The sequence below is a fragment of the Labilithrix sp. genome, assembly GCA_019637155.1.
In the GTDB taxonomy this organism is placed as follows: domain Bacteria; phylum Myxococcota_A; class Polyangia; order Polyangiales; family Polyangiaceae; genus Labilithrix.
In genome coordinates this window covers 648,585-670,020 of sequence record JAHBWE010000001.1, presented here as the reverse complement: position 1 = coordinate 670,020, position 21,436 = coordinate 648,585, and the positions used below count along the sequence as shown (strand labels likewise).

18 protein-coding genes and 1 pseudogene are annotated in these 21,436 nt (G+C 70.8%); 8 read left to right on the top strand and 11 right to left on the bottom strand.

From position 1 onward, the window contains the following. Window positions 1-253 precede the first annotated feature (253 nt). A complete protein-coding gene (locus KF837_02870; protein MBX3226222.1) occupies window positions 254-1,120 on the top strand; it encodes a hypothetical protein in 867 nt (288 codons plus the stop codon). On the opposite strand, the gene KF837_02865 is transcribed toward KF837_02870, so the two are convergent. From KF837_02865 to KF837_02850, 4 genes are all read right to left on the bottom strand, one after another. After that, entirely contained in the window at window positions 1,114-1,671 is a 558-nt protein-coding gene (locus KF837_02865) for a dihydrofolate reductase family protein (protein ID MBX3226221.1), read from the bottom strand. The genes KF837_02870 and KF837_02865 overlap by 7 nt on opposite strands. Window positions 1,672-1,992: 321 nt before the next feature. After that, window positions 1,993-3,399, bottom strand: a complete 1,407-nt coding sequence (rtcA, locus tag KF837_02860) for an RNA 3'-terminal phosphate cyclase (GenBank protein ID MBX3226220.1) — start codon at window positions 3,397-3,399, stop codon at window positions 1,993-1,995. Between the two features lie 3 nt (window positions 3,400-3,402). Continuing rightward, on the bottom strand, window positions 3,403-4,620 hold the full coding sequence (locus KF837_02855; GenBank protein ID MBX3226219.1) for an RtcB family protein: 1,218 nt from the start codon (window positions 4,618-4,620) through the stop codon (window positions 3,403-3,405). 110 nt (window positions 4,621-4,730) lie between these two features. Further along, on the bottom strand, window positions 4,731-5,486 hold the full coding sequence (locus KF837_02850) for a hypothetical protein (GenBank protein MBX3226218.1): 756 nt from the start codon (window positions 5,484-5,486) through the stop codon (window positions 4,731-4,733). Between the two features lie 79 nt (window positions 5,487-5,565). Between KF837_02850 and rtcR the strand changes: the two genes are divergently transcribed. Both rtcR and KF837_02840 read left to right on the top strand, forming a co-directional pair. Further along, the gene (gene rtcR / locus KF837_02845) at window positions 5,566-7,209 is read left to right on the top strand and encodes an RNA repair transcriptional activator RtcR (GenBank protein ID MBX3226217.1); all 1,644 of its coding nucleotides are present in this window, start codon (window positions 5,566-5,568) and stop codon (window positions 7,207-7,209) included. Between the two features lie 244 nt (window positions 7,210-7,453). Beyond that, complete coding sequence (locus KF837_02840; protein ID MBX3226216.1) at window positions 7,454-7,612, top strand: hypothetical protein; 159 nt, start codon at window positions 7,454-7,456, stop codon at window positions 7,610-7,612. 40 nt (window positions 7,613-7,652) lie between these two features. On the opposite strand, the gene KF837_02835 is transcribed toward KF837_02840, so the two are convergent. Then, window positions 7,653-9,830, bottom strand: coding sequence for a beta-propeller domain-containing protein (locus KF837_02835; GenBank protein MBX3226215.1), 2,178 nt, complete (start codon window positions 9,828-9,830; stop codon window positions 7,653-7,655). Window positions 9,831-10,167: 337 nt separating this feature from the next. Here KF837_02835 and smpB point away from each other — a divergent pair, with 337 nt between their 5' ends. Further along, window positions 10,168-10,677, top strand: coding sequence for an SsrA-binding protein SmpB (gene smpB / locus KF837_02830; GenBank protein ID MBX3226214.1), 510 nt, complete (start codon window positions 10,168-10,170; stop codon window positions 10,675-10,677). 74 nt (window positions 10,678-10,751) lie between these two features. On the opposite strand, the gene KF837_02825 is transcribed toward smpB, so the two are convergent. From KF837_02825 to KF837_02815, 3 genes are all read right to left on the bottom strand, one after another. Further along, window positions 10,752-11,681, bottom strand: a complete 930-nt coding sequence (locus tag KF837_02825) for a collagen-like protein (protein MBX3226213.1) — start codon at window positions 11,679-11,681, stop codon at window positions 10,752-10,754. Between the two features lie 155 nt (window positions 11,682-11,836). Then, a complete protein-coding gene (locus KF837_02820; protein MBX3226212.1) occupies window positions 11,837-13,237 on the bottom strand; it encodes a hypothetical protein in 1,401 nt (466 codons plus the stop codon). A 9-nt stretch (window positions 13,238-13,246) separates the two neighbouring features. After that, entirely contained in the window at window positions 13,247-14,158 is a 912-nt protein-coding gene (locus KF837_02815) for a hypothetical protein (protein ID MBX3226211.1), read from the bottom strand. Between the two features lie 63 nt (window positions 14,159-14,221). On the opposite strand from KF837_02815, the pseudogene KF837_02810 reads away from it, so the two are divergent. Both KF837_02810 and KF837_02805 read left to right on the top strand, forming a co-directional pair. Further along, window positions 14,222-15,683, top strand: a pseudogene (locus KF837_02810) (FMN-binding glutamate synthase family protein). 69 nt (window positions 15,684-15,752) lie between these two features. Beyond that, window positions 15,753-16,355 carry a glutathione S-transferase family protein gene (locus tag KF837_02805; GenBank protein MBX3226210.1) on the top strand — a complete coding sequence of 201 codons (603 nt, stop codon included), beginning with the start codon at window positions 15,753-15,755 and terminating at the stop codon, window positions 16,353-16,355. Here KF837_02805 and KF837_02800 read toward each other — a convergent pair. Both KF837_02800 and KF837_02795 read right to left on the bottom strand, forming a co-directional pair. Continuing rightward, on the bottom strand, window positions 16,331-17,074 hold the full coding sequence (locus KF837_02800) for an alpha/beta fold hydrolase (GenBank protein ID MBX3226209.1): 744 nt from the start codon (window positions 17,072-17,074) through the stop codon (window positions 16,331-16,333). The genes KF837_02805 and KF837_02800 overlap by 25 nt on opposite strands. Next, window positions 17,074-19,581: a trypsin-like peptidase domain-containing protein gene (locus KF837_02795; GenBank protein MBX3226208.1), complete on the bottom strand. Its 2,508-nt coding sequence runs from the start codon at window positions 19,579-19,581 to the stop codon at window positions 17,074-17,076. The genes KF837_02800 and KF837_02795 overlap by 1 nt, the downstream gene beginning before the upstream one ends. A gap of 132 nt (window positions 19,582-19,713) precedes the next feature. Between KF837_02795 and KF837_02790 the strand changes: the two genes are divergently transcribed. After that, complete coding sequence (locus KF837_02790) at window positions 19,714-20,154, top strand: hypothetical protein (protein ID MBX3226207.1); 441 nt, start codon at window positions 19,714-19,716, stop codon at window positions 20,152-20,154. Between the two features lie 98 nt (window positions 20,155-20,252). Continuing rightward, window positions 20,253-20,774, top strand: a complete 522-nt coding sequence (locus KF837_02785) for a hypothetical protein (protein ID MBX3226206.1) — start codon at window positions 20,253-20,255, stop codon at window positions 20,772-20,774. Here the strand turns inward: KF837_02785 and KF837_02780 are convergent. After that, on the bottom strand, window positions 20,705-21,430 hold the full coding sequence (locus KF837_02780) for a hypothetical protein (protein MBX3226205.1): 726 nt from the start codon (window positions 21,428-21,430) through the stop codon (window positions 20,705-20,707). The two genes, KF837_02785 and KF837_02780, sit on opposite strands and share 70 nt — an antisense overlap. Window positions 21,431-21,436: the final 6 nt, after the last annotated feature.

Below are 21,436 nucleotides of genomic sequence, written 5' to 3'. Positions count from 1 at the left end.
CCAACCACGGTCACCACGACAGCGCCCAAGCCACAGCCGAGACAACTCGCCCCCGCCACATCGCCGCGCGCTCGAGTCGTTCAGTGCTTTTTAATGGCCTCGCACTGACCTCGTCTCCCGCTTCGCACGTCTCGGAGTGGGGCGCTTCACCCCTCGTCTCGACCTACGAGGTCCTCACGATGCCCCGCCTCACCGCGTGCTCGCGCGGCACCACGTCGTCGGGCAGATGGCCGAAGTCGCTTAGTCTGGTCCCATGCGGGCCGCGCGACGCATCCTCATCGTCGCCGTCCTCACCATCGCCGTCACCGCGTGTGCCCGGCGCCCCGCGGTCGGGGCGAGAGTCGACGACGGCGGGGCGCTCGTCGCGGCGGAGGGCGACGCCGCGGCGTCGGTGGATGCCGTGCGCGTGCTCGAGGGTGCGGAGCAGATCGAGCTCGCGGTCGACGGCGGGGCGCCGCTCGGGGTCGTGGCGGTGCCGGTGGGCGCGCGGGCGCCGCGGCCGATCATGATCGCGCTCCACGGCGGGAGCGATCACCCCGAGTGGGCGTGCGCGGCGTGGCGCGGGATCACGAGCGCGTATCCGTTCGTCGTGTGTCCGCGCGGGGTCGGGGCGACGAACGCGCTCGCGTGGTCGGGGCCCGCCGACACCAGGGCGCGGGTCGACCGCGCCGTCGCCGCGACGCGCGCGCGCTTCGGCGACTGGGTCCGGCCGACGACGACGCTCGTGCTCGTCGGCTTCTCGATGGGCGCGACGCAGACGGCGCTCCTCGCGCAGTCGGAGCCCAAGCGATACCCCCGCGTCACGCTCGCGGAGTCCGCCTACGCGCCGGAGCCCGCGCTCGCGTTCGCGGCGCCGTGGGCGCGCGGCGGCGGAGAGCGCGCGATCTTCTTGTGCACGACCGACGGCTGCGAGGCCACCTACCGCAACGCCGCGCGCAACGTCGCGGCGCAGCGCTCGCGTGCGCGCCTCGTCATCGCCGGCACGCACGCGCACGGCATGTGGGACCAGGTCGTGCGCGCCATGCGCCGCGACTGGCCCTGGCTCGTCGAAGGCGCAGAAGGCTGGAACGAATACGTCGCCCCGACCGAAGATTTCCCCGGCCGAAGCGAGTCCTATTGAGCGCGCCGGTAGTGCATGGCGACCGCGCCGCTGCGGAGCGGCTTCGCCGAGACCAGCTCGAGCCGTCGCGTGCCGGGCAGCCCGCCCTGGTACAGGGTCGGGCCGTGGCCGGCGATCCTGGGGTGGACGAGGAGCTGGTACTCGTCGATCAGATCCAGCCGGTCCAGCTCGGTCGCGAGCTTGCCGCTACCGAGGAGCACGCCGGCCGGGGTCGCGTCCTTGAGCTTCTGCACGCCCGCGCGCAGGTCGCCGGCGACGTGGTGGCTGTTGGTCCACGGGAAGTCCTTTCGCGTCGACGACACCACGTACTTCGGCTTGGCCTCCAGCTTGACCGCCCACTCGCGGATCGCCGGCGGCGCCTCCTCGTCGCCGCGGGCGACCGCCGGCCAGTAGCTCTCCATCATCTCGTAGGTGACGCGGCCCCACAGCATCGCCCCGCCCTCGTCCATGAGGCGGGTGAAAAACGCGTGCGTCTCGTCGTCGGCGATCCCCTCCTGATGGTCGACGCAGCCGTCCAGAGTGACGTTGATGCTGAAGGTCAGGAGTCCCATGCAGCGACTCTACGCCATACACTCCTGGCGCTGGAACGGCAGGCCGTCGCCGGCTCGGTTCATTCACGATGAACAAGCAGCTCCGCAAGAAGAAGCACGTCGGCGACTGGGTCGCCTCCAGATAGGGTCGCATCGCGCGCTCGACGTGGCGCATGCGGGCGTACTTGATGCCGAGCTGGTTCCGGTAGCGGAAGCAGTCGATGAGGGTCTTCTCCGGGTCGTAGATGCGTACCTGTACGCCGTCGAGCTCGTGGGGTTCGATGCCCTCGTGGAACGCCGGCCCGAAGTGAATTGGTTTTGTCTCCAATGCCCGGACGATCCCTATTGAGCGAGGCTCACGCGGAAGCGGGAGCCTCCGAGATCCCACGCGCGGAGGCGGAGGCCGGTGAAGGCGCGGATGACCTCGATGTTGGTGCGGGAGTGGAGCGTGAGCTCGTTCGTGGTGTAGCTGCCGGCGCCCGCGAGGGCGATCGGGAGCATGACCTGATCGGCGAGGTGGCCCTCGACGCTCGTGCCGCTCTCGCGCCACGCGAGGAAGGACTCCGCGACGCCCTTGCCGATGTCCTCCGCGCGGACGCCGACGTCGCCGATGCCGGAGAACACGTTCGCGACGCCGGTGGCTTCGTCGCGCGCGACGAGCCACATCGCGTTGCCGGGGCCCGCGCTCTTCACCGTCTCGCTCGTGAGCGTGAGCTTCGTGCTCGCGAGGAGCTCCGCCGCCGCGGTGAGCTCGCGGCGCGCGATGCCCTCCGCGAGGTGACTCACGATCGCCTTCGCCTCGAGCGGCGCGAGGACGCCGCCGTCGCCGAGGTGGAGCGGCGCGAGCTTCTCGGAGGGCTGCGTCTTGAGGATCACCTCGCCGCCGCCGGCCGGGTAGAAGCCCACCGCGGTGAGCTCGATGTCGACGCGCGCGCCCGCGCGACGAACGAGCGGGAGCCACGCGTGCTCGAGGAACGGGTACGGCGGCGCCCACTGCGCGTGCGTGCCGCCGCGGATCTTCACGCGGCTCGGGTGCGCGGAGAGCGCGAGGGGAAGCGCGATCGTCTGGAGGACGAGCGCGACGGAGCCTGCGCTGCCGATGTCGAGCGTGTGATCGCCCGACACCATCGCGCCGGGACGGAACACGATGCGGGAGCTCCCGAGCTCGGCGCCTTCGACGTGCGCGCCAGAGAGGAGCGCCGCCGCCTTCACCGAGGTGAGGTGCTGCCGCATGAGGCCCGGCTTCTTGCGGCCGGCGCGGATCTTCTCGAGGACGAAGGGCGTGCCCGTCGCCATCGAGAGCGCGAGCGACGTGCGAAGCATCTGCCCGCCGCCCTCGCCCGCGCTGCCGTCGATGACGAGCGGGCTCGCGTCGCTCGCCTCGCGGAGGACGACCGGGATGTCGATCGCGACCTCCGTCCCCGCGTTCGCGGCGGGCTCGGGCGGCGTTGCGTCCGCCGCGGTCGCCGCGACCGTGCGCGGCGTGGCGAGGCCTCCCGTCTTCGACCAGATCTCGGCGCCGTCCGCCCCGACCACCGCGAGGAAGCGATGGTACGGAACGAACACCGCGTCGCTCTCGTCGTTCTCGGGCGTGAGCTCGATGCCGGCCGAGCGCACCGCTGCGATGCGGCTCCCGCCGATGACGCGCCGGTCGCCCGGCGCGCCCCGGTGGAGCACGTGGATCTCGAGCGCGTGAAGACCGGCGTCCTTCCAGCGTGCTCGATTCAGGATGTCGCGTAGCGATGACATGGCTCAACCCTTCACACAAACGACCTGCCGCAGCGTGTGGACGATTTCGACGAGGTCAACCTGCGCTGCCATGACCGCGTCGATGTCCTTGTACGCGAGCGGCGTCTCGTCGATGACGTCCTCGTCCTTACGGCACTCGATCCCCGCCGTCGCCGACGCGTGGTCCGCGAGGGAGAAGCGGCGCTTCGCCTCCGCGCGGCTCATCGCCCGCCCTGCGCCGTGCGAGCACGAGCAGAACGAGTCGGGGTTTCCCTTCCCGCGGACGATGTACGAGCGCGTTCCCATCGAGCCCGGGATGATCCCGAGCTCACCCGCGCCCGCGCGCACCGCACCCTTCCGCGTCACGAAGACATCCTCACCGAAGTGCGTCTCCTTCGCGACGTAGTTGTGGTGGCAGTTCACCGCCTCGGCGTCGAGATCGAACGCGCGGAGCTCACGCCCGAGCGCGGCGATCGTCGCCTTCATCATGAGCTCGCGGTTCTTGCGCGCGAAGCGCTGCGCCCAGTCGAGCGCCTCGACGTAGTCGTCGAAGTGGCTCGTCCCCTCCGCCAGGTACGCGAGGTCCTGGTCGGGGAGGTTCACGTGCCACGTGCGCATCTCGTTCTTCGCCAGCTCGATGAAGTACGAGCCGATGCGGTTCCCGACGCCGCGCGATCCGGAGTGCAGCATCACCCAGACGCGGTCCGCCTCGTCGAGGCAAAGCTCGATGAAGTGGTTGCCCGTGCCGAGCGTCCCGAGGTGCGCGACGTGGTTCGACTTCGCGATCTTCGGGTGCTTCGCGCAGATGCGCTCGAAGTCCGCCGCGAGGTCCGCCGACCACACGTCCGTCACCGCCGCCGGCGCGTCTCCCCACGCGCCGCGGTCGTTCGTGCCGGCCGAGCGGCCGTGCGGGACCGCCGCCTCGATCGCGGAGCGAACCGCGAAGAGGTTGTCCGGCAGGTCCGCCGCGCGGAGCGTCGTGCGCACCGCCATCATCCCGCAGCCGAGGTCGACGCCGACCGCCGCCGGGATGATCGCCTTCGACGTCGGGATCACGGACCCGATCGTCGCGCCCATCCCCCAGTGCACGTCCGGCATCACCGCCACCCACTTGTGGATGAACGGCATGCCCGCGACGTTGAGGAGCTGGCGGCGCGCGTCGTCTTCGACCGGCACGCCGCGCGTCCACATCTTCACCAGGCCGGAGCCCACATTCATTACGTCGTAGTTCCGCTCGTTCATAGTGCCGAGCCGTAGAGCGACGAGCGTGCCGGCGCGTTTTCCTCGTGATTTTGCGGATCCGGCTCGGCGAGAGCTATCTGCAAGGATAAATTTGTATCCTGGCCGATAAGTTAGAGCTCGGCGCGCTGGAAGCCGTGCCGCTCGACGAGCTCGCGGACGTAGCCCGGCACGTGGGCGCGGCCCATGACGACGACGGCGGCCTCGGGGTCGGGGTGCTCGCGGAGCATCCGGACCGTTCCGTCGGCCATGAGCGCGTCGCGGACGGTGACGAGGCCCACCGCGGGGTGGATGAGCCACGCCCACGGCTCACGGCGCAGCAGGTAGGCGGGGACCAGCGCGAGGAGGTGGAGCTGTAGCAGCGCGGCCGCCGCTACGAGCCACGGCACGAAGACGCCGAGCAGGTTCAGGATCGCGGTCGCGTAGAGGACGCTGAACAGGACGGTGAGGTAGACGGACGCGACGTGGAGGGCGAGCGGGACGTCGCTCGTCGGCTCGAGGTCCGCGGTGTGACCGTGGTCGAGCGCCTTCGCCTCGGTGATGGTGCTGCCCTTCACGAGGCCGAACGTCGCGACGCGGAGCAACGTGCGCGGCGCCTGGATGAGGACGCCGAGCAGCGTCCCGAGCACGACCTGCTTTCGCTGGAACGTCTCGACGCCGCGCAGCTCGAAGCGCGAGACGACGCCCTTTCCGAGCTCCGCCGCCTCGGCGAGCTTGATGTGCGCCTCACCGAGGACGACGACCGCCCGCGGCCGCGGCCCCGGCGCGACGACGTACGCGGCGGTGTAGCTGAGCGGCCGCGCGAGCGCCTTCTCGATCGCAGGGCGGGCGCCGGCGGGCAGGAGCTCGTGAACGTGCAACGCTTGCATCGCTCATTCGTAGCGCGTTCGCGCGCCGCGTGGGCGAACGCGCTCGTATCCTGAGGGATAGCTTCTTATCCTATGGGCGATGGCTCGCCCCGCGAACCTCCCCACCGTCGTGATCGGGTTCTTCGGGACCACGATGGACTCGGCGCGGGGGCCGAAGCGGTGGGAGCGGTGGCGGCCGACGCTCTCGGCGGTCGCGCAGCCGGACCTGCTCGTCACGCGGCTCGAGCTCCTCAGCGTGAACGCGGAGCCCGACGCGGAGGAGACGCTGATCGACGACATCCGGCGCGTGTCGCCCGAGACCACGGTGAACGTGCATCACCTCGCGATCGAGGATGCGTGGGACTTCGAGGAGGTCTACGAGGAGCTCCTCGAGCTCGCGCGCGCGTACCCCTTCGACCCGGACAAGGAGCGGTACCTCGTCCACATCACGACGGGCACGCACGTCGCGCAGATATGCCTGTTCCTCCTGACCGAGACCGGCTTCTTTCCCGGCGCGCTCTTGCAGACGGAGCCGCCGAAGAAGCAGGCGGTCACCGGCGGCTACAGCGTGATCGAGCTGGACCTCGCGCGCTACGACCGCATCGCGCGCCGCTTCGAGGCCGAGCGCCGCGAGCGCTCCGGCGTCCTCAAGGCCGGCATCGCGACCGCGAACCGCGAGTTCAACGCGCTCATCGATCGGATCGAGCGCGTCGCGAGCACGTCGCGCGCGCCGATCCTCCTCGGCGGGCCCACCGGCGTCGGCAAGACGCGGCTCGCGCGGCGCATCCACGCGCTCAAGCACCAGCTCGGACGCGCGAGCGCCACGTTCGTCGAGGTCAACTGCGCGACGCTGCGCGGAGACCAGGCGATGAGCGCGCTCTTCGGCCACAAGAAGGGCGCGTTCACGGGCGCGGCCCTGGACCGGCGCGGGCTCCTCCTCGCGGCGGACGGCGGCGTGCTCTTCCTCGACGAGATCGGCGAGCTCGGGCTCGACGAGCAGGCGATGCTCCTCACCGCGATCGAGGACCGGCATTTCACGCCGGTCGGGGCCGAGCGACAGGTGAGCTCGGACTTCCAGCTCGTCGCGGGGACGAACCGCGATCTCCGCGTCGACGTCGCGCGCGGGCGCTTCCGGGAGGACCTCCTCGCGCGCATCGACCTCTGGCATTTCGAGCTCCCCTCGCTCCGCGACCGGCGCGAGGACATCGCACCCAACGTGGAGCACGAGCTCGAACGCATCGCGCGCGAGACCGGACGCCGCGTGCTCTTCCACGAAGACGCGCGCCAGCGCTTCCTCCGCTTCGCGACGAGCGCCGCCGCGCTATGGCGCGGCAACTTCCGCGACCTCGGCGCCGCGCTGACACGCATGGCCACCCTCGCACCGTCGGGCGGCATCCGCGTCGCCGAGGTCGACGACGAGATCGCCCGCCTCGAAGCGAGCTGGCGCCGCGACGCCGGCGCCGCCGCGAGCGATCCGCGCGAGCGCGGGCTCGGCGGCGCCGCCGGCGACCGTGTCGTCGAGGTGCTCGGAAGTGAACGTGCGAACGGGCTCGATCTCTTCGATCGCGCGCAGCTCGCGATCGTGCTCGACGTCTGCGCGACGGAGCCGAGCCTCTCCGCGGCGGGGCGCCGGCTCTTCGCGAACAGCCTCGGACAGCGGACGAGCAAGAACGACGCGGACCGGCTCCGGAAGTACCTCGCGCGGTTCGACCTCGACTTCAAGTCCGCGCGCGGCGAAGGGTGAGCGCCGAGGTCCGCCGCGAGGGCACGCCCGGTAGGCGCGTTGGCCGTCGCTTCGAAATCGACGGCTGAGGACCCGCGCGCGTATCGGTGGGGCGACCGTACGTGTACGGTGCAGCATGGCGGATTCGGAGCGTGAGATCGTCCTCGAGGAAACAGCGCGGGGGACGGCTCGTTCGTGGACGACAGGCTGGCTCCGATCGCTCGCTGCCGATGGCCGTCCCGTCAAAGGCGGCTGGCCCGGAACGATGAACGAAGCGCGCGCGCGCTTCGAGGGCGACGCGTCGCGCGCGCTGGGTAGCGCGTCCTTGTCGCCGCTCACGCGCGACGAGCTCGCGCGCCTCACGCGCTTCACGTACGACGAAGCACGCAGGCTCTGGCGCACGAACGTCGTGCCGAGCGGTTGAAGCCTCGAACGCGACGAGCGAACGGCCGCCTGTCGCGCGACTACTGGAGCGACACCACCGCGACGTCGGCGCTCGGGTTGGAGAGGCGGTTCGCCTTCACGCGCAGGTCGGAGATCGAGAAGACGACATCGTCCATGATCACGCTGCGCTTCACCTCGGAGCTCGCGTTCGTCCACCAGTTGTAGCAGCCGCTCGAGTTGTAGCCGTCGCCCGTGGAGACGCTCGGGTGCGCGACCTGGCCACGCTTCTGGAAGCCACCGGCGGTCGTGACGTCGTAGAGCATGAGGCCGCTGAACGACATCGTCATGCCGTAGCTGCCGCCGCCGCCCTGCGAGTCCTCGCAGACCGTCATCGGGAGCGCGAGGAGGTTCTTCGGCGCGTAGTACGTGAACGCGAGGTGGTTCGTGAGCGCCTCCGAGCTCGAGCCGCGCGTGCCGATGATCTCCTTGTGCGCGAGGCGCGGGTTCTTCATGTCGGAGACGTCGAAGACCTGGAGCATCACGCCCTGGAAGTACGCGAAGGAGCCCTGGTCGTCGGCGTCGTAGCCGATCGTGAGGAGGTGCGACGCGTCCATCATGTGCATGTACGTCGAGAAGCCGGGGATCTTGAGCTCGCCGGTGATGCGCGGGGCCGTCTTGTCGCCGAGGTCGAAGACGTAGAGCGGGTCGGTCTTCTTGAACGTGACGATGAAGCCGCGCGAGCCGTCGAAGCGCACGCTGCGGATGTCCTCCGTCGGCGCGATCTGGTCGACCTTGCCCGTGAGGACGAGGCCGGGGCCGCGGCGCTCGAGGACGGACATCGTGCTGTGCGTGTCCTTGCTCGGCGCGCGACCCGTCGTCGTCGCGACGCGGAGCGCGCCGTCGTGCTCGTCGAGCGCGAACTGGTTGAGGACGCGGCCCTTCACGACGCCGCTCGCCTCGTAGCCGGTGAGCGCCGGCGTCGCGCCGACGCGGAACTTGTGGACGACGCTCGCCTGCTTCTCCGACTCCATCCCGGTGTACCAGGACAGGCCCTCCGAGCGGCGGTGCGGGACGCTCATGTAGAGGCCCGTCTCCGAGGCGTAGACGACGCCGGGATCGCTCACGACCGTCGCCACCGTCGACGCGCCGCCGTCGATGTCGACCGAGACGAGCGACGTGAGCGTCGTGCCCTCGGCGACGTTCGGACGGAAGTAGCCGCCGCACGCCGCGAGCGCAGAGGCGCCGTTCTCGGTCACGGCCGGGAGCTGCTTCATGACGTCGACCTTCGCGATGACGGCGAGGTTCTCGGCGCGGAGCGCCTCCCAGGACCTGATCGCGCGCGACCGCCAGCTCGCGGTGTCGTCCGCCTCGCACCAGTCGCTCGTGTCCTCGGGGTACGACCTGAGTCCCTCGACCCGGGGCGGCGTGTCGACGACGACGGTGTGGACCGCATTGCCGATGCGACGCGCCGAGAGGAGCGAGCCGGAGAGCGCGATCTCGCGCACCTTCTTCGGCGCGCGGCGGTCGGCGATGTCGAAGACGACGAGCTTCGTCGCGGTGCCGTCGCCGCTCGGGACGCAGTCGTAGCCGTAGGTGCACTCGGAGCCGGAGGAGTACCCGACGCCGTTCGCGTACGAGTCGCCGTTCGCGTCGCCGATCTCCCGCGGGACGGAGACGTACACGAGCGCGCGGTCACCTTCGACGAAGAGCTTCTTCGGCGTGCCGTCGATCGCGATCTTCGCGACCTCCGCCATGCTCTCCGCCGGCCACGCCTCGACGACGCGGAACGCGCCGTTCGACGCGAGGTAGAGGTACTTGTCGTCGTTCTTGATGAAGTCCGCCTCGTCGACGCCGGCGGTCTGGTTGTTCGTCGAGGACGACTCCTTCGCGCTGTCACCGCTGCTGCTTCCGCTGCCGTTGGTGTTGGTGCCGGAGCTGCCGCTCGACGAGCCCACGCTGCCCATCGCGTCGTCGTCGTCATCGCCGTCGTAGCCGACGTAGCGCGAGCAGGTCTCACGCTCGTTGACCGACTTGATCGCGGCGTCGATCCGCCGGTTCACGGCGTCGGCGAGGCGCCCGCGGAGGTACTGCTCGACCTCGCCGCAGCCCTGCAGCGGGACGAGCGCCTCGAGCGGTTGCGCGACGTTGCCGGGCGCGCTGGGATCGTTCGGGTCGGCCTGGAGGTAGCCTCCGCCGCCGGCACAGGCGAGGAGCGTCGAGCCGGCGATGAAGGCGAAGACGGCACGGTGGGAGCGCATGACGTTCGCCATCAGCAGAGGTCGTGCCGAGCGCGATCTCGCGGAAAACATGCGCTCTCGAGCGCGCGTGCGCCACCGGCGTGTGCCACCGTGAGCCGAGCGGGCACACGCGGATCGCCGATGCACCACGGGAGCGAGAGGCCTCGCGATCATGAGGGGCCGAGATCGTGCCGGTCGGTTGCCACGCGCGCCTCGCGGTGCCGCCGTTGCGGCAGCACGAGGACGGCCACCGCAAGCCGCGCTTGAATCGCCGACGCCCAGCGCGTAGGGTCCCGAAGACGGCCATGGCCGAGCGGCAGCGCGTTTCGGTCGGCGATGAAGCTACGAGGCGCCGCGCGTGAGCGAGCGTGCGCGTGTCGATCGCCGAGATCGGGGAGTCGCTGCGAAGCGGCTCGTCGCGCAGAACCGCGCGGCGACGTTTCACTACGAGATCACGGAGCGGCTCGAGGCGGGGATCGTCCTCAAAGGCAGCGAGGTGAAATCGCTCCGTGAGGGGAAGGCGTCACTCGTGGAGGCGTACGCGGCGGTGGAGCGGGGGGAGGTGTGGCTCAAGCAGATGCACATCGCGTCCTTCTTCGCCGCGCGCGCGTTCCCGCACGCCGAGCGCGGGGCGCGGAAGCTCCTCCTGCATGCGCGACAGATCCGTCACCTCGAGCGCGCGGTGTTGCGTGAGGGATACACGTTGATCCCGCTCGCCCTCTACTTCCAGAACGGGTGGGTGAAGGTGCTGCTCGGGCTCGGACGTGGGAAGAAGCTCCACGACAAACGACGAGCCATCGCCGCGCGGACCGAGGAGCGCGAGGCGCTCGAGGTGATGCGCGAACGCCGCCGCGACGGACGCGACTGACGCGACCTCCGCGGGAGCTCGACGAACGAACACGGCCGGTGAGGACCATGCCCCACCGGCCACGTCGGTCGGCGTCAGCGCCGGCAGGTCAGGTTCTGCATCGGTGAGATCGCGGCGGCGGTGCCCATCGTCCAGCGCGCGCCCGCTGCGTCCCACTTCAGGTAGGGAGGGGTCGACAGGCCGAAGCCGCTCGCCGTGTCGTAGCCGTTGCCCGTGATCGAGCCGCAGATCGCGTTCGCCTCCACGGGCCCGAGGTACACGTCGATGCCGTTCAGCTTCAACCCGCGGCACTCCGTCGTCGCCGGCGTCTCGTTGACCGTCGTGCACGTGACGACCGCTCCCTTCGCGACCTGGCTCGGAAGGAACTGGCCGAGCCGCGTCTCCGATCCCGACGCTCCCGGGTCGCCCTTCTCCCCCGGGTCGCCCTTCTCCCCCGGGTCGCCCTTCGTCCCCTGCGCGCCCTGATCGCCCTTCGCCCCCTGCGCGCCCTGATCGCCCTTGTCGCCCTTCTCTCCCTGCGCACCTTGCTGGCCCGTCGCGCCGGTGTCGCCCTGATCGCCCTTCGCGCCGTCGAGGCCGTTGCAGGCGACGAGGCTCGTGCCGTCGCCCGCGTCGATCGCGACGCCGCCGTTCGGGCAGCGCGGATCGCCGGGGAGGATCTCCTCGACGCTCGTCGACGCCTCCGCGCCGTTGCAGACGAAGGAGCGGCTCGTGATCTCCGCGTCGTCGAGCGTGCCGTTGCCGTTCGTGTCGACGCCGACGGAGAGCGCCTGCCCACCCTCCGCGCAGCTCGCCCCCGCCGGCTCCGCCGTCGCACGCACCAGCGTGCTCGCGCCGCGCGCGCCGTCCTGTCCCGCCGCGCCCATCGCGCCGTCCTGTCCCGCCGCGCCCGCCGCGCCCATCGCACCCGCCGCGCCTTCCGCGCCGCTCTCGCCGGCGCAACCGACGAGCGCCGCCATCCCCACCACCGCCACGAGACCACCGAGCCAACCCTTGCGCGACATCACGAAAATCCCCTTCGAATTGAGCGGGCACCGTTTGCGCCGCCGAAGAAGGATTGAGCAACGCGCGGGCCAGACGTCCCGACCCACGAAATGCCGTAAATCACGCCCGACTCGAGGCGTTCATGCGCGATACACGCTGATACAGCGAGACAGGCTCAGGGCACCGCGACGTCGAAATGCACGGACCAGTTGTGGAGGTCGTAGCCGTGCTTCGACGGCGTGTCGTCGGAGTCGCGGAGGTTGCCGCGCGCGCCGCGCGGCGTGCCGATGCAGCCGCCGACGTCCTGGTTCATCGCGTAGCGGAGGCGCTTCTTGCCGCCGGTCGGCGCGGCGGCGAGCGTGATCGTCACCGTGTCCGGACCCGAGAGCTCCACCTTCGCGATCGACGGCGGGCTCGCGTCGTCCGTGTACGAGAAGCCCATGTCGGGCGCGGCGGCGACCTTCGTCGTGTCGAGGACGAGCGGCGGCTTCGGGACGTGGAACGTGACGGTGATGACCGCGCCCGCGAGCGTGATCGACTTCGGTCGCACCGGCTCCCACGCCCTTCCTTCGAAGACCACCCGCGCGTAGGCCTTCGCGAAGTACTCGCCGAGGCGCCGCGAGCCCTCGTTCGTGTAGTGGAGGCAGTCCTCCTGGCTGAGCGGGATCGCGTAGGCAGGCGTGACGAGCACCACCTTCCCCGGCGCGCGCTCGTGGGCGTCGAGCTGCCACTGTGCGATGCGGCTCGCGACGAGGTCGTTCCAGCCGCTGATCTGCGAGACGAAGAGCGGCACCGGCTGCGCCTGGCCCGTGATCGCCTTCACGCTCGCCTCGTAATCGCGTTGCCACTCGACGAGACCGTCCGCGTAATCCTTTATCGCGTCCTTGGTGCCGTCGGTGCCGTCGAGCGGGAACTCCTGCGAGCCGTCGGAATAGGAGTAGTGGTCGCTCTCGCCGTGCACCGCCACGACCGCGCGGACGACATACGACTTCTTCGCCTCCTCCGCGAGCTTCTTCGCGGCGGCGACCTCCTTCATCCCTTGCTCGAACGGCTCGAGGTATCCTTGTTTGTAATTGCAGCCGTCCTTCCGGAGGCACTGATAGGTATTCCCGCTCCGGCCGTGGACGCTCGCGAGCACCACGTGCCCGGCGCGGAGGTGCGTCACCTCGTTCGCGAGCCCGGCGGCGGGGGTCTCGACCGCGTAGTCGAAGAACGTGTCGCCCTCGACGAGCGGCACGAACGACGTCGGCTCGTTCCACGTCTTGCAACCTTCCCCGTCGCAGCGGCTCATCGGCATGACGCCGGTGTCGAACATGAGGTTCGCGAACGGCTGCGTCGTCGAGAGCGGAGGCGTCCCGCCGTTCGCGACCGAGTTCGACTGGCCGGTGACGAGCACGTGATTGACGTCGAAGTCGACGTACGGCTCGGCGGGGGCGCCGCTCGTGCCGCCCGAGGACGAGGTCGACGTCGAGCCGCTCGACGACGAGGCGCCGCCGTCGGGAAGGGCCGTAGTCGCGGGAGGATCGCTGCTGCACGCGCCGAGCCCGAGCACGACGAGGGCGACGCGGAGCTTCATCGCTCCACGTTAGCAGCGGACGTGCACCGGCAGGTACACGCCGAACGTCAGGCCGGCCCGCGCCGTGCTCTCGACGTCGATCGCGCCGCCGCACTCCTTCACGATGCCGTACGTCGACGCGAGCTCGGGAGCGTCGCCGCCGCTCCCCGCGCCGCGCACCGTGAGCTGCACGTAGGTGCCCGGCGCGACCGCGAGCTCCGCCGCGCGCTCGGCGCCGACGGCGGCGTTCTGCGTCGCGATCGTGATGCGGCCGCCGCCGGGCATCGCGTCCCGCGCGTGGACGACGAGGTTCATGACGACGTGCTCGATCCGCGCGCGATCGAGCCTGAACGCGTGGAGGTCGTCGCTCCGCTCGATCCGCAGATCGACGCCCTCGCCGAGGACGCGGCGCAGGAGCGGCGCGAGCGTGTCCACGACCTCGTCGAGGAGGAGCGGCGCCGACGGCGCGCGCTGGCGGCGGCCGAACGCGAGGAGCTGGCGCGTCCGCCGCTCCGCGCGGCGACCCGCGCCGGCGATCTGGGCGAGGTCCTCCTGCGCGGCGTGCTCACGCGGGATCGCGTCGCGCGCGAGCTGGGCATACGAGACGATGACGGTGAGCAGGTTGTTGAGCTCGTGCGCGACCCCGCCGGCGAGGCGGCCGATCGCCTCCATCCGCTCCTCCGCGAGGCGACGATCGCCGAGCGGCTTGATCGCGCCAGAGAGGACCACGTGCCCCGTCGCCGGATCGTGCGCGAAATACGTCTGCGCCTCGATCCGCATGCGGCCGCCGTCGGCGCGGACGACGTCGAGCTCGTCGACGTAACGCGCGCGATCGCCGGCGAGGAACGCGGCGTGGCGCGCGGGCTCGACGCGACGGAGGTACGTCGCGGACTCGTCGCTCCACTCCGCCCCGCGCGGGAAGCCCTCGAGCCGACGTTCCACAGCCCTCCTTTAACGGCGGGACGCGCGCCGCCTTCAGTCCTCGCCGCGGTATGCTGCGCCGCGATGTCGCCCCGGAAGCTCTTCCTCGGTCTCTCTCTCTTCGGGCTCACCAGCTTCGGCGCCCTCGCGTGGTGGACGCCGGCCGGGTACGTCCCGCTCGCCCTCGTCGCCGGCGTCGTCGGGCTCGGCCTCTACGACATGATGCAAAGGAGCCAGAGCATCCGCCGGAACTTCCCGGTCGTTGGGCGGCTCCGCTACCTGTTCGAGGCCTTCCGGCCGGAGCTCCAGCAGTACTTCGTCGAGTCGAACTCCTCGGGCCGGCCGTTCAGCCGCGACCTTCGCTCGCTCATCTACCAGCGCGCGAAGAACGTGATCGACACGGTGCCGTTCGGCACGGAGAAGGACGTCTACGAGACCGGCTACGAGTGGATCAATCACTCCCTCGTCGCGAAACATCCGCACGATCCGCACCCGCGCGTCCGCATCGGCGGCCCCGACTGCAAGCAGCCCTACGACGCCGCGATCCTCAACGTCTCGGCGATGAGCTTCGGCTCGCTCAGCCACGCCGCGATCCGCGCGCTCAACCGCGGCGCCAAGCTCGGCGGGTTCGCGCACAACACCGGCGAAGGCGGCCTCTCGCCGTACCACCTCCAGGAGGGCGGCGACGTCGTCTGGCAGATCGGCACCGGCTACTTCGGCTGCCGCGACGAGGACGGGGGCTTCCACCCCGAGCGCTTCGCGGAGAAGGCGGCGACGCCGGCGGTGAAGATGATCGAGATCAAGCTGAGTCAGGGCGCGAAGCCCGGCCACGGCGGCATCCTCCCCGCGAGCAAGGTCACGCCGGAGATCTCGAAGATCCGCGGCGTGCCGATGGGCGCGGACGTCCTCTCTCCGCCCTCGCACCGCGCGTTCAAGACGCCGCTCGAGCTGTGCGCCTTCGTCAAACAGCTCCGCGACCTCTCGAAGGGCAAGCCGATCGGCTTCAAGCCTCGTCTTCGTTCACAACGCGCTCGTCGGCTGCGACCTCCGCGATCGGATCAAGGTCATCGCGAGCGGACGCGTCGTCACCGGCTTCGACATCGCGCACAAGCTCGCGATCGGGGCGGACCTCTGCAGCTCCGCGCGCGCGATGATGTTCGCGCTCGGCTGCATCCAGGCGCAGAAGTGCAACAACAACACCTGCCCGACCGGCGTAGCGACGCAGGACCCCGACCTCGTCGTCGGCCTCGACGTCGACGACAAGGCGGTGCGCGTCTTCAACTACCAGAAGAACACCGTGCGCGCGTTCACCGAGCTCCTCGCCGCGGCCGGGCTCGACAAGCCGCACCAGCTCCGGCCGTGGCACGTCATCCGCCGCGTCAGCCCGACCGAGTCGAAGCACTACGGCGAGATGTACGAATACGTCGAGCCGGGCGCGCTCCTCCGCGACGACGTGCCGAAGAGCCTCGAGCGCGCGTGGCTCGCCGCGCAGGCCGTGAACTTCGAGTCCGCCACCGCCGATCCGCCGAGCATCCATAGCCAGTGAATCTGTGCCGGCGCGGGAGCGGCGCGGCTGTGCCGCGACGGGCGCCGGCGCGGGCTCTACGCTCGGGCGATGATCCGGATCGTCGGGCGGAGCAGCTCCCACTACACGCGCGTCACGCGGATGTTCGCCCTCGAGCTCGGGGTGGAGCACCGCTTCGAGCCGATCCTGCAGCTCGGATCGGTCGACGCGTCGACCTACGCCGGCAACCCCGCGCTGAAGATGCCGAGCCTCGTCGACGACGAGGGCCCGCTCTTCGGGACGGAGAACATCTGCCGACGCCTCGCGCGCGGACGGCGCGACGTCGTGCTCCGCGGCGACGTGGAGGTACGCGTGGTGGCGAACGCGGAGGAGCTCACGCTCCACGGCATGGCCGCCGACGTCGACGTGATCCTCGCGAAGCTCGCGGGGCAACCGGCGTCACCGAAGGTCGTGCGCGGGCTCGAGAACAGCCTCGCCTGGCTCGACGAGCACCTCGCCGCCGTCCGCGCCGCCCTCCCGGCCGGGCGCGCGCCGAGCTTCGTCGAGGTGGCGCTGTATTGCCTCGTCGAGCATTTGCCCTTTCGCGAGGTGGTCGACGTCGCGCCGTATTCGCGATTGGCGACGTTCTGCCAGGAATTCGGCGCGCGCGCGAGCGCGGTCGAGACCGCTTATCGCTTCGACGCGAAGGCCTGAATCAGGAAATCGCCCGTCCGCTGCCACATATCGGCCCACTCCGGCTCTTCGACGAAGTGCGGCGTATTTGGATATTCGTGGTGGACGAGCGACGCGCCCGCGCCGGCGGCCTCGTAGAGCGGGCGGAGGCGCGCGGCGAGATCGCGGGCCGGGCCGGGGCGGACGTTGTCGTCGGCGCCGCCGTTCAAGAGGAGGAGCGGCCGCGGCGCGAACGCCTCCGGGCGGTGATGGGGAGACTCGGCGACGGCCTCCCGGAGATCGTCGGGGACGGCGCCGTCGCGCGGGGTCCAGTCCGGCGTCCCCAGGATCGACACGAACGCGTCGAGGCGCGGCTCCACCGCGGCGGCGGCGAGCGCGATGAAGGCGCCGAACGAGACGCCCGCGATCGCGACGCGCTCGTGGCCGAGCGCGCGCGCGTGATCGACGAGGGCGGGGATCTCCGCCCGTGCCTCGCGCAGGAGACGGAGGAGGACGTAGTGCCCCTCGAGCGTAAGCGCGTCCGGCATCGTCTCGACGACCTCGGAGGAGCGGCGGCCGTGGTGCGGGGCGTCGACGCCGAGGACGGTGAAGCCGCGCGCGACGAGCCAGCCGGCCTCGCGCGCGAGGGAGTCGGCGCCCATGCGGAGGCCGTGGAAGAGGAGGACCGCGCCGCGGCCCTCTCCCCCGGGCTCGGGGGCCCAGGTCAGGAGCGGAATGTCCCCCGCGGTGCTCGGCGTCACTACTCGATCATCGACGGCTTGAAGATCTTCTCCGCGATCGCCTTCCACTTCGGGCCCATCGCCTTGTCCTTGAAGATCGTCTTGTGGCGGATCGGCTTGCCCGCGATCGCCGCCGGATCGTGCTGGAAGGCGACGCCGTTCTTCGCCGACGCGTCCTTCACGACGCGCCACGCCTGCGCGGGGGCCTCCTTGTTCGTGGCGGGGACGTAGAGGACGAAGTCGAACTTCCCGTCCGCGTCGGTGTCGTAATAGACCCAGTCCGCGCCGCCGTCGCCGAGGCCGCGATGCACGATCGCGACCTCCGCGTCGAACTTCCCGTCCGCGACGATCTTCGGGATGTCGGGGTCCTTCGCCGGGACCTTCGAGTCGCGATCGACGTCGACGAGGATGACGCTGGCGGAGCCGGCCTCGCTCTCGACGATGGTCGAGGCGGGGAGGCCCTTGACCTCGCGCGCGCGGAAGCGGCCGCGCGCGGCGGTGGGATCGGGGACCGAGCCCATGCCCTCGTCGGCGGCGACGTCGGAGCCGAAGTAGCGGAACGCGTTCGCGACGCGCGGGTGCTCGGGGAGGAGGCCCGGGCGCAGCACCTTGCGGCCGACGTTCTCGGGCGCGGGGGCGAGCTCGCCCTTGTCGCCGATCTTGTAGGCGCTCGTGGCGATGAGCGACGACGGATCGCCGCCGTTCGACGCGACGAGCGCGAGGTCGAACTTGCCGTCGTTGTTCGTGTCGTACTGCGCCCAGAGGGTGGTGCCCTGGACGACGATCGCCACCTCGGCGTCGACCTTCTTCGCCTTCACGAGCTCGTCGGCGGAGGCGCCGACCTTGAGCGTGCCGAGCGAGTCCTCGTCCGCGTCGATGAGGACGCCGCGGCTGAAGGCGCCGCGCACGGCGGCGAGGTCGGGGCGGCCGTTCGCGTCGGTGTCGAGCACGCGGCCCTGGTTACCGCCGCCGAGGAGCGGATCCGGGAGCGTCGTCGTCGCGGACGCGGCGGCGAGGGTCTTCGCCGAGATCATCTTCGTGCCGCCGATCGCCTGCGCGATCTTGGCGAGGCGGACGTGGAGCTTGGGGTCCTTCACGAAGCGCGCGCTGAGGTCGTGATTGGGGATCAGCGATTTGTCCTTCTCCTCCGTCAGCGCGCCGTTCGGGCCGAGGTGGAAGAGCTGCTCCGGCTTTCCGTCGTTGTCCTTGTCGACGAGGAGGACATCGAACTTGTTGTCCCCGACCGTGTCGTACCAGACGTACGTGGTATTGCGGATCGTGAGGAGGGCGATCTCCGCGTCGAAGGACTCGGCCTGGCCTTCCTTCGATTTCTTGCCCTGGTCCTCGTCGAGGTCGATGAGGAGCGAGAGCCGATCGAAGCTGCCGAGGAGCCCCTGATTGCCTTTCGTGACGAGCGTCTCCGGGACTCCGTCGAGGTCGACGTCCTCGAGCGTGGGGTTGAACCCGCCGTCGCAATACGGATCAGGGAGAATGGGGACTCCCTCCTCCGGGTATTTGCCGATGAACTCGCGGAGCTCGTCGAGGTGCACGTGGAACGAGACCGTCGCGGCGTCGACGGCGATGCTCTGGTTGAGGCCGACGACCTCGCCGACGACGTTGACGAGCGGGCCGCCGCTGTCGCCGTGCGTGATCGCGCAGTCGGTCTGGATCGCGAGGCCCTGCGTGGCCGCGTTGAGCGCGTCGGTCATGCGCTTCTTCGCCTCGTCGCAGCGGGTCTTCTTCGCCTCCGCCTCCGCGGGCGGCGCGGCCGGGTCCAGGTTCGCGCAGTCGAACGCGGCGAGCATGCTGACGTCGCTCTGGCGCTCGCCGATCGTGGCGACGCTGCAGGTCTTCGCCGCCCAGAGGAAGCCGATCCCGGCGTGGCCGACCGCGATCACCTTCTCCGCGACCTGCGGCGCGCTCTTGGCGAACTTGGCGACCTCGAGCTTCGGCGGCGGGTCCTTGATCTTCACGATCGCGACGTCGCGCACGGGATCGGACTTCACGACGACGCCCTCGTAGGTCTTCTCCTGCCGGACCATGCGCCCCGTCGGCGCGAGGTCGCCGAGCGTGACCTTCACCGTGATGACGAAGTCGTGCTTCCGGCCGTCGGCGACGACGTGGTTGTTCGTGAGGACGTAGCCCTTCGGATCGATGACGACGCCGGTGCCGAGCCCGTTGTCGGTGCGGATGAGCACGGTGGAGGGGGCGACGACGCGGTAGGCCTGGTTCGCCGGGATCCTCGCGGCGCCGGCGGTGACGCTCGACGGCGGCGGCGCGGCCTCGGCGCTCTGCTCGAACGGCTCGATCGGCGCCTCGTTCTTCTGCCCGAGGAGCTGCGCGACCTTCTTCCGCGCGGCGCAGACGTGCGGGACGACGCGCTCGTGCACCGTCGGCGGCGGCGCGGACGCGACGGGCGGCGCGCTCGCGACCACGGGCGCCGGGTTCTTCGGCTCGGTCTTGCCGCACGCGAGCGCGCCGGCCGCGGCGACGGAAACGAGGAAAAGAGTGAGCGTCTTGGCCTTCATCGGCGGCCAGCGTAGACGTTTCTCGTGACGGCGAGGGAGGAAGAGAACGCGCCCCGGCGGAGGAGGACGCGCGCGCGATGATCCGACGCTGACAATTTCGTCGCCGTCTCGCGCGCGCCTATCCTCGCTTCGTTGACGCTCGACGACGTCCCGCGTGAAGCGCTCGTGGCCCTCGCCGCGGTCGCGATCGCGTGCGCACTCCTCCTCTGGGTGCGCGGCTGGCTGCGCGGCCTCGCGATGCGGCGCCGGTTCGATCGCGGCGCGGAGGGCGAGCGCGAGGCCGCGCGCCTCCTCGAGGCGGCGGGCTTCACGATCGAGGGGCGGCAGGTCGCCGGCGGCTACACGCTCGCGGTCGACGGCGCGCCGGTGACGATCGCGGTGCGCGCGGACTACCTCGTCTCGAAGGCGGGCGCGCGCTTCGTCGCCGAGGTGAAGACCGGCGCGGTCGCGACGCGCATCGAGACCGCCGCGACGCGGCGGCAGCTCCTCGAGTACCAGCACGCCTTCGAGGTCGCCGGCGTGCTCCTCGTCGACGCCGACGCGGCGCGCGTGCACCGCATCGAGATCGCGTAGGCGTCACGCGCCGGGTGACGGTGGAGGGCTGCCGACCTCAGCCCCCGCCGAGAAATACGGCGGAATTCCCCGGCACGCGGAGTGCTCAGGGCGCCACCATGATGCTTGCTCACCTTTCCACGGTCGTCCTCGTTCTTGGTCTCACCGGCTGCGCCGCGGCTTCGTCGGAGGACGCCGCCGCCTCGTCGAGCGCGGTGGCTTCGGAGTGCGTCGACGCGGGGGCGGCGCTGAGCGACTTCGTCGCGGCGAACGTCTCGCTCTCGATCGACGTTCGCTTCGCGCTCCTCCATGGCGCGCCGCTCTCGCTCGAGGAGCTCGACGACCTCGTCGCGACGTCGACGGTGCTCCACGGCCACGACGACACGTGCACGACCTGCGACGAGCAAGTCGATTCCTGGGTCCTCGACGTCGACGGCGAGGCGCGCACGTTCCAGCGCGTGACGAAGACGGCGACGGGCGAGGTCACCGCGCGCCGCGGCCGCTCCCTCCCCCGGAACGACGGCTCGAACCTCGCGAAGTACCTCGCGGCGCGACGCGCGCTCGTCGCGTGCTACGGGCCGCCGTCGGGTGGGGGCGCGCCGGCGTCGGTGACCTTGCCGAGCGGGAGCGAGCGGAGGTAGGCGAGGATGCCGTCCTTCTCGGGCTCGGTGAGACCCCACTTGTGGGTCGTGAGCGTGAGCGGACCCGAGGGCCGGAACGCGCTCGTCGTCGAGCTGCCGGCGCCGCCGTCGGGGTAGGTCGCGTCCTGGATCACGCCGAGGATCGTGGGATCGTCGAAGCCCGCCATCTTGAGCGGCGAGTGGTCGACGCCCTCGGGCTTCGTGTGGCAGTCGGCGCAGGGCTTCCGCGCGGGCTCGGCGCCGTTGGTCGCGTCCGTGTCGTAGCGCGCCTTGCCGAGGACGACCTGCTCGTCGGTGTAGCCCTTCACGACGAGCTGCGCGTCGAGGACCGTGTCGCCCGAGCGCACGTGCACCGTCGTCTCGCCCGCCTTCGTCGTCGTCACGAGCGCGAACTTGAGGTTCGAGACGTCCACCCCCGGGATCGACGGCGGCACGGTGGGCGCGATCGTGCCGATCGAAGGATCGTCGATCGACCACTCCGGCGCGGGCGCGCTCGTCGCGTAGACGACGTTGAAGCGCGTGGTCGCGTTGAAGCCGGAGTGCGCGATCTTGGGGAAGAGGCCGAACTCGTAGGTCGGCTTCTCCACTTCGTCGGTCTGGCATGCGAGGGCGCCGACGGCGCCGACGAGGAGCAGGGCGAGCCCGAGACGGGACATGGCGCC

Excerpts from the sequence above, each read along its gene's own strand:
- KF837_02870 (MBX3226222.1), top strand. The coding sequence starts at position 254 with ATGCGGGCCGCGCGACGCATCCTCATCGTCGCCGTCCTCACCATCGCC.
- KF837_02865 (MBX3226221.1), bottom strand. The coding sequence starts at position 1,671 with ATGGGACTCCTGACCTTCAGCATCAACGTCACTCTGGACGGCTGCGTC.
- rtcA (MBX3226220.1), bottom strand. The coding sequence starts at position 3,399 with ATGTCATCGCTACGCGACATCCTGAATCGAGCACGCTGGAAGGACGCC.
- KF837_02855 (MBX3226219.1), bottom strand. The coding sequence starts at position 4,620 with ATGAACGAGCGGAACTACGACGTAATGAATGTGGGCTCCGGCCTGGTG.
- KF837_02850 (MBX3226218.1), bottom strand. The coding sequence starts at position 5,486 with ATGCAAGCGTTGCACGTTCACGAGCTCCTGCCCGCCGGCGCCCGCCCT.
- rtcR (MBX3226217.1), top strand. The coding sequence starts at position 5,566 with ATGGCTCGCCCCGCGAACCTCCCCACCGTCGTGATCGGGTTCTTCGGG.
- KF837_02840 (MBX3226216.1), top strand. The coding sequence starts at position 7,454 with ATGAACGAAGCGCGCGCGCGCTTCGAGGGCGACGCGTCGCGCGCGCTG.
- KF837_02835 (MBX3226215.1), bottom strand. The coding sequence starts at position 9,830 with ATGCGCTCCCACCGTGCCGTCTTCGCCTTCATCGCCGGCTCGACGCTC.
- KF837_02825 (MBX3226213.1), bottom strand. The coding sequence starts at position 11,681 with ATGTCGCGCAAGGGTTGGCTCGGTGGTCTCGTGGCGGTGGTGGGGATG.
- KF837_02820 (MBX3226212.1), bottom strand. The coding sequence starts at position 13,237 with ATGAAGCTCCGCGTCGCCCTCGTCGTGCTCGGGCTCGGCGCGTGCAGC.
- KF837_02805 (MBX3226210.1), top strand. The coding sequence starts at position 15,753 with ATGATCCGGATCGTCGGGCGGAGCAGCTCCCACTACACGCGCGTCACG.
- KF837_02795 (MBX3226208.1), bottom strand. The coding sequence starts at position 19,581 with ATGAAGGCCAAGACGCTCACTCTTTTCCTCGTTTCCGTCGCCGCGGCC.
- KF837_02785 (MBX3226206.1), top strand. The coding sequence starts at position 20,253 with ATGATGCTTGCTCACCTTTCCACGGTCGTCCTCGTTCTTGGTCTCACC.
- KF837_02780 (MBX3226205.1), bottom strand. The coding sequence starts at position 21,430 with ATGTCCCGTCTCGGGCTCGCCCTGCTCCTCGTCGGCGCCGTCGGCGCC.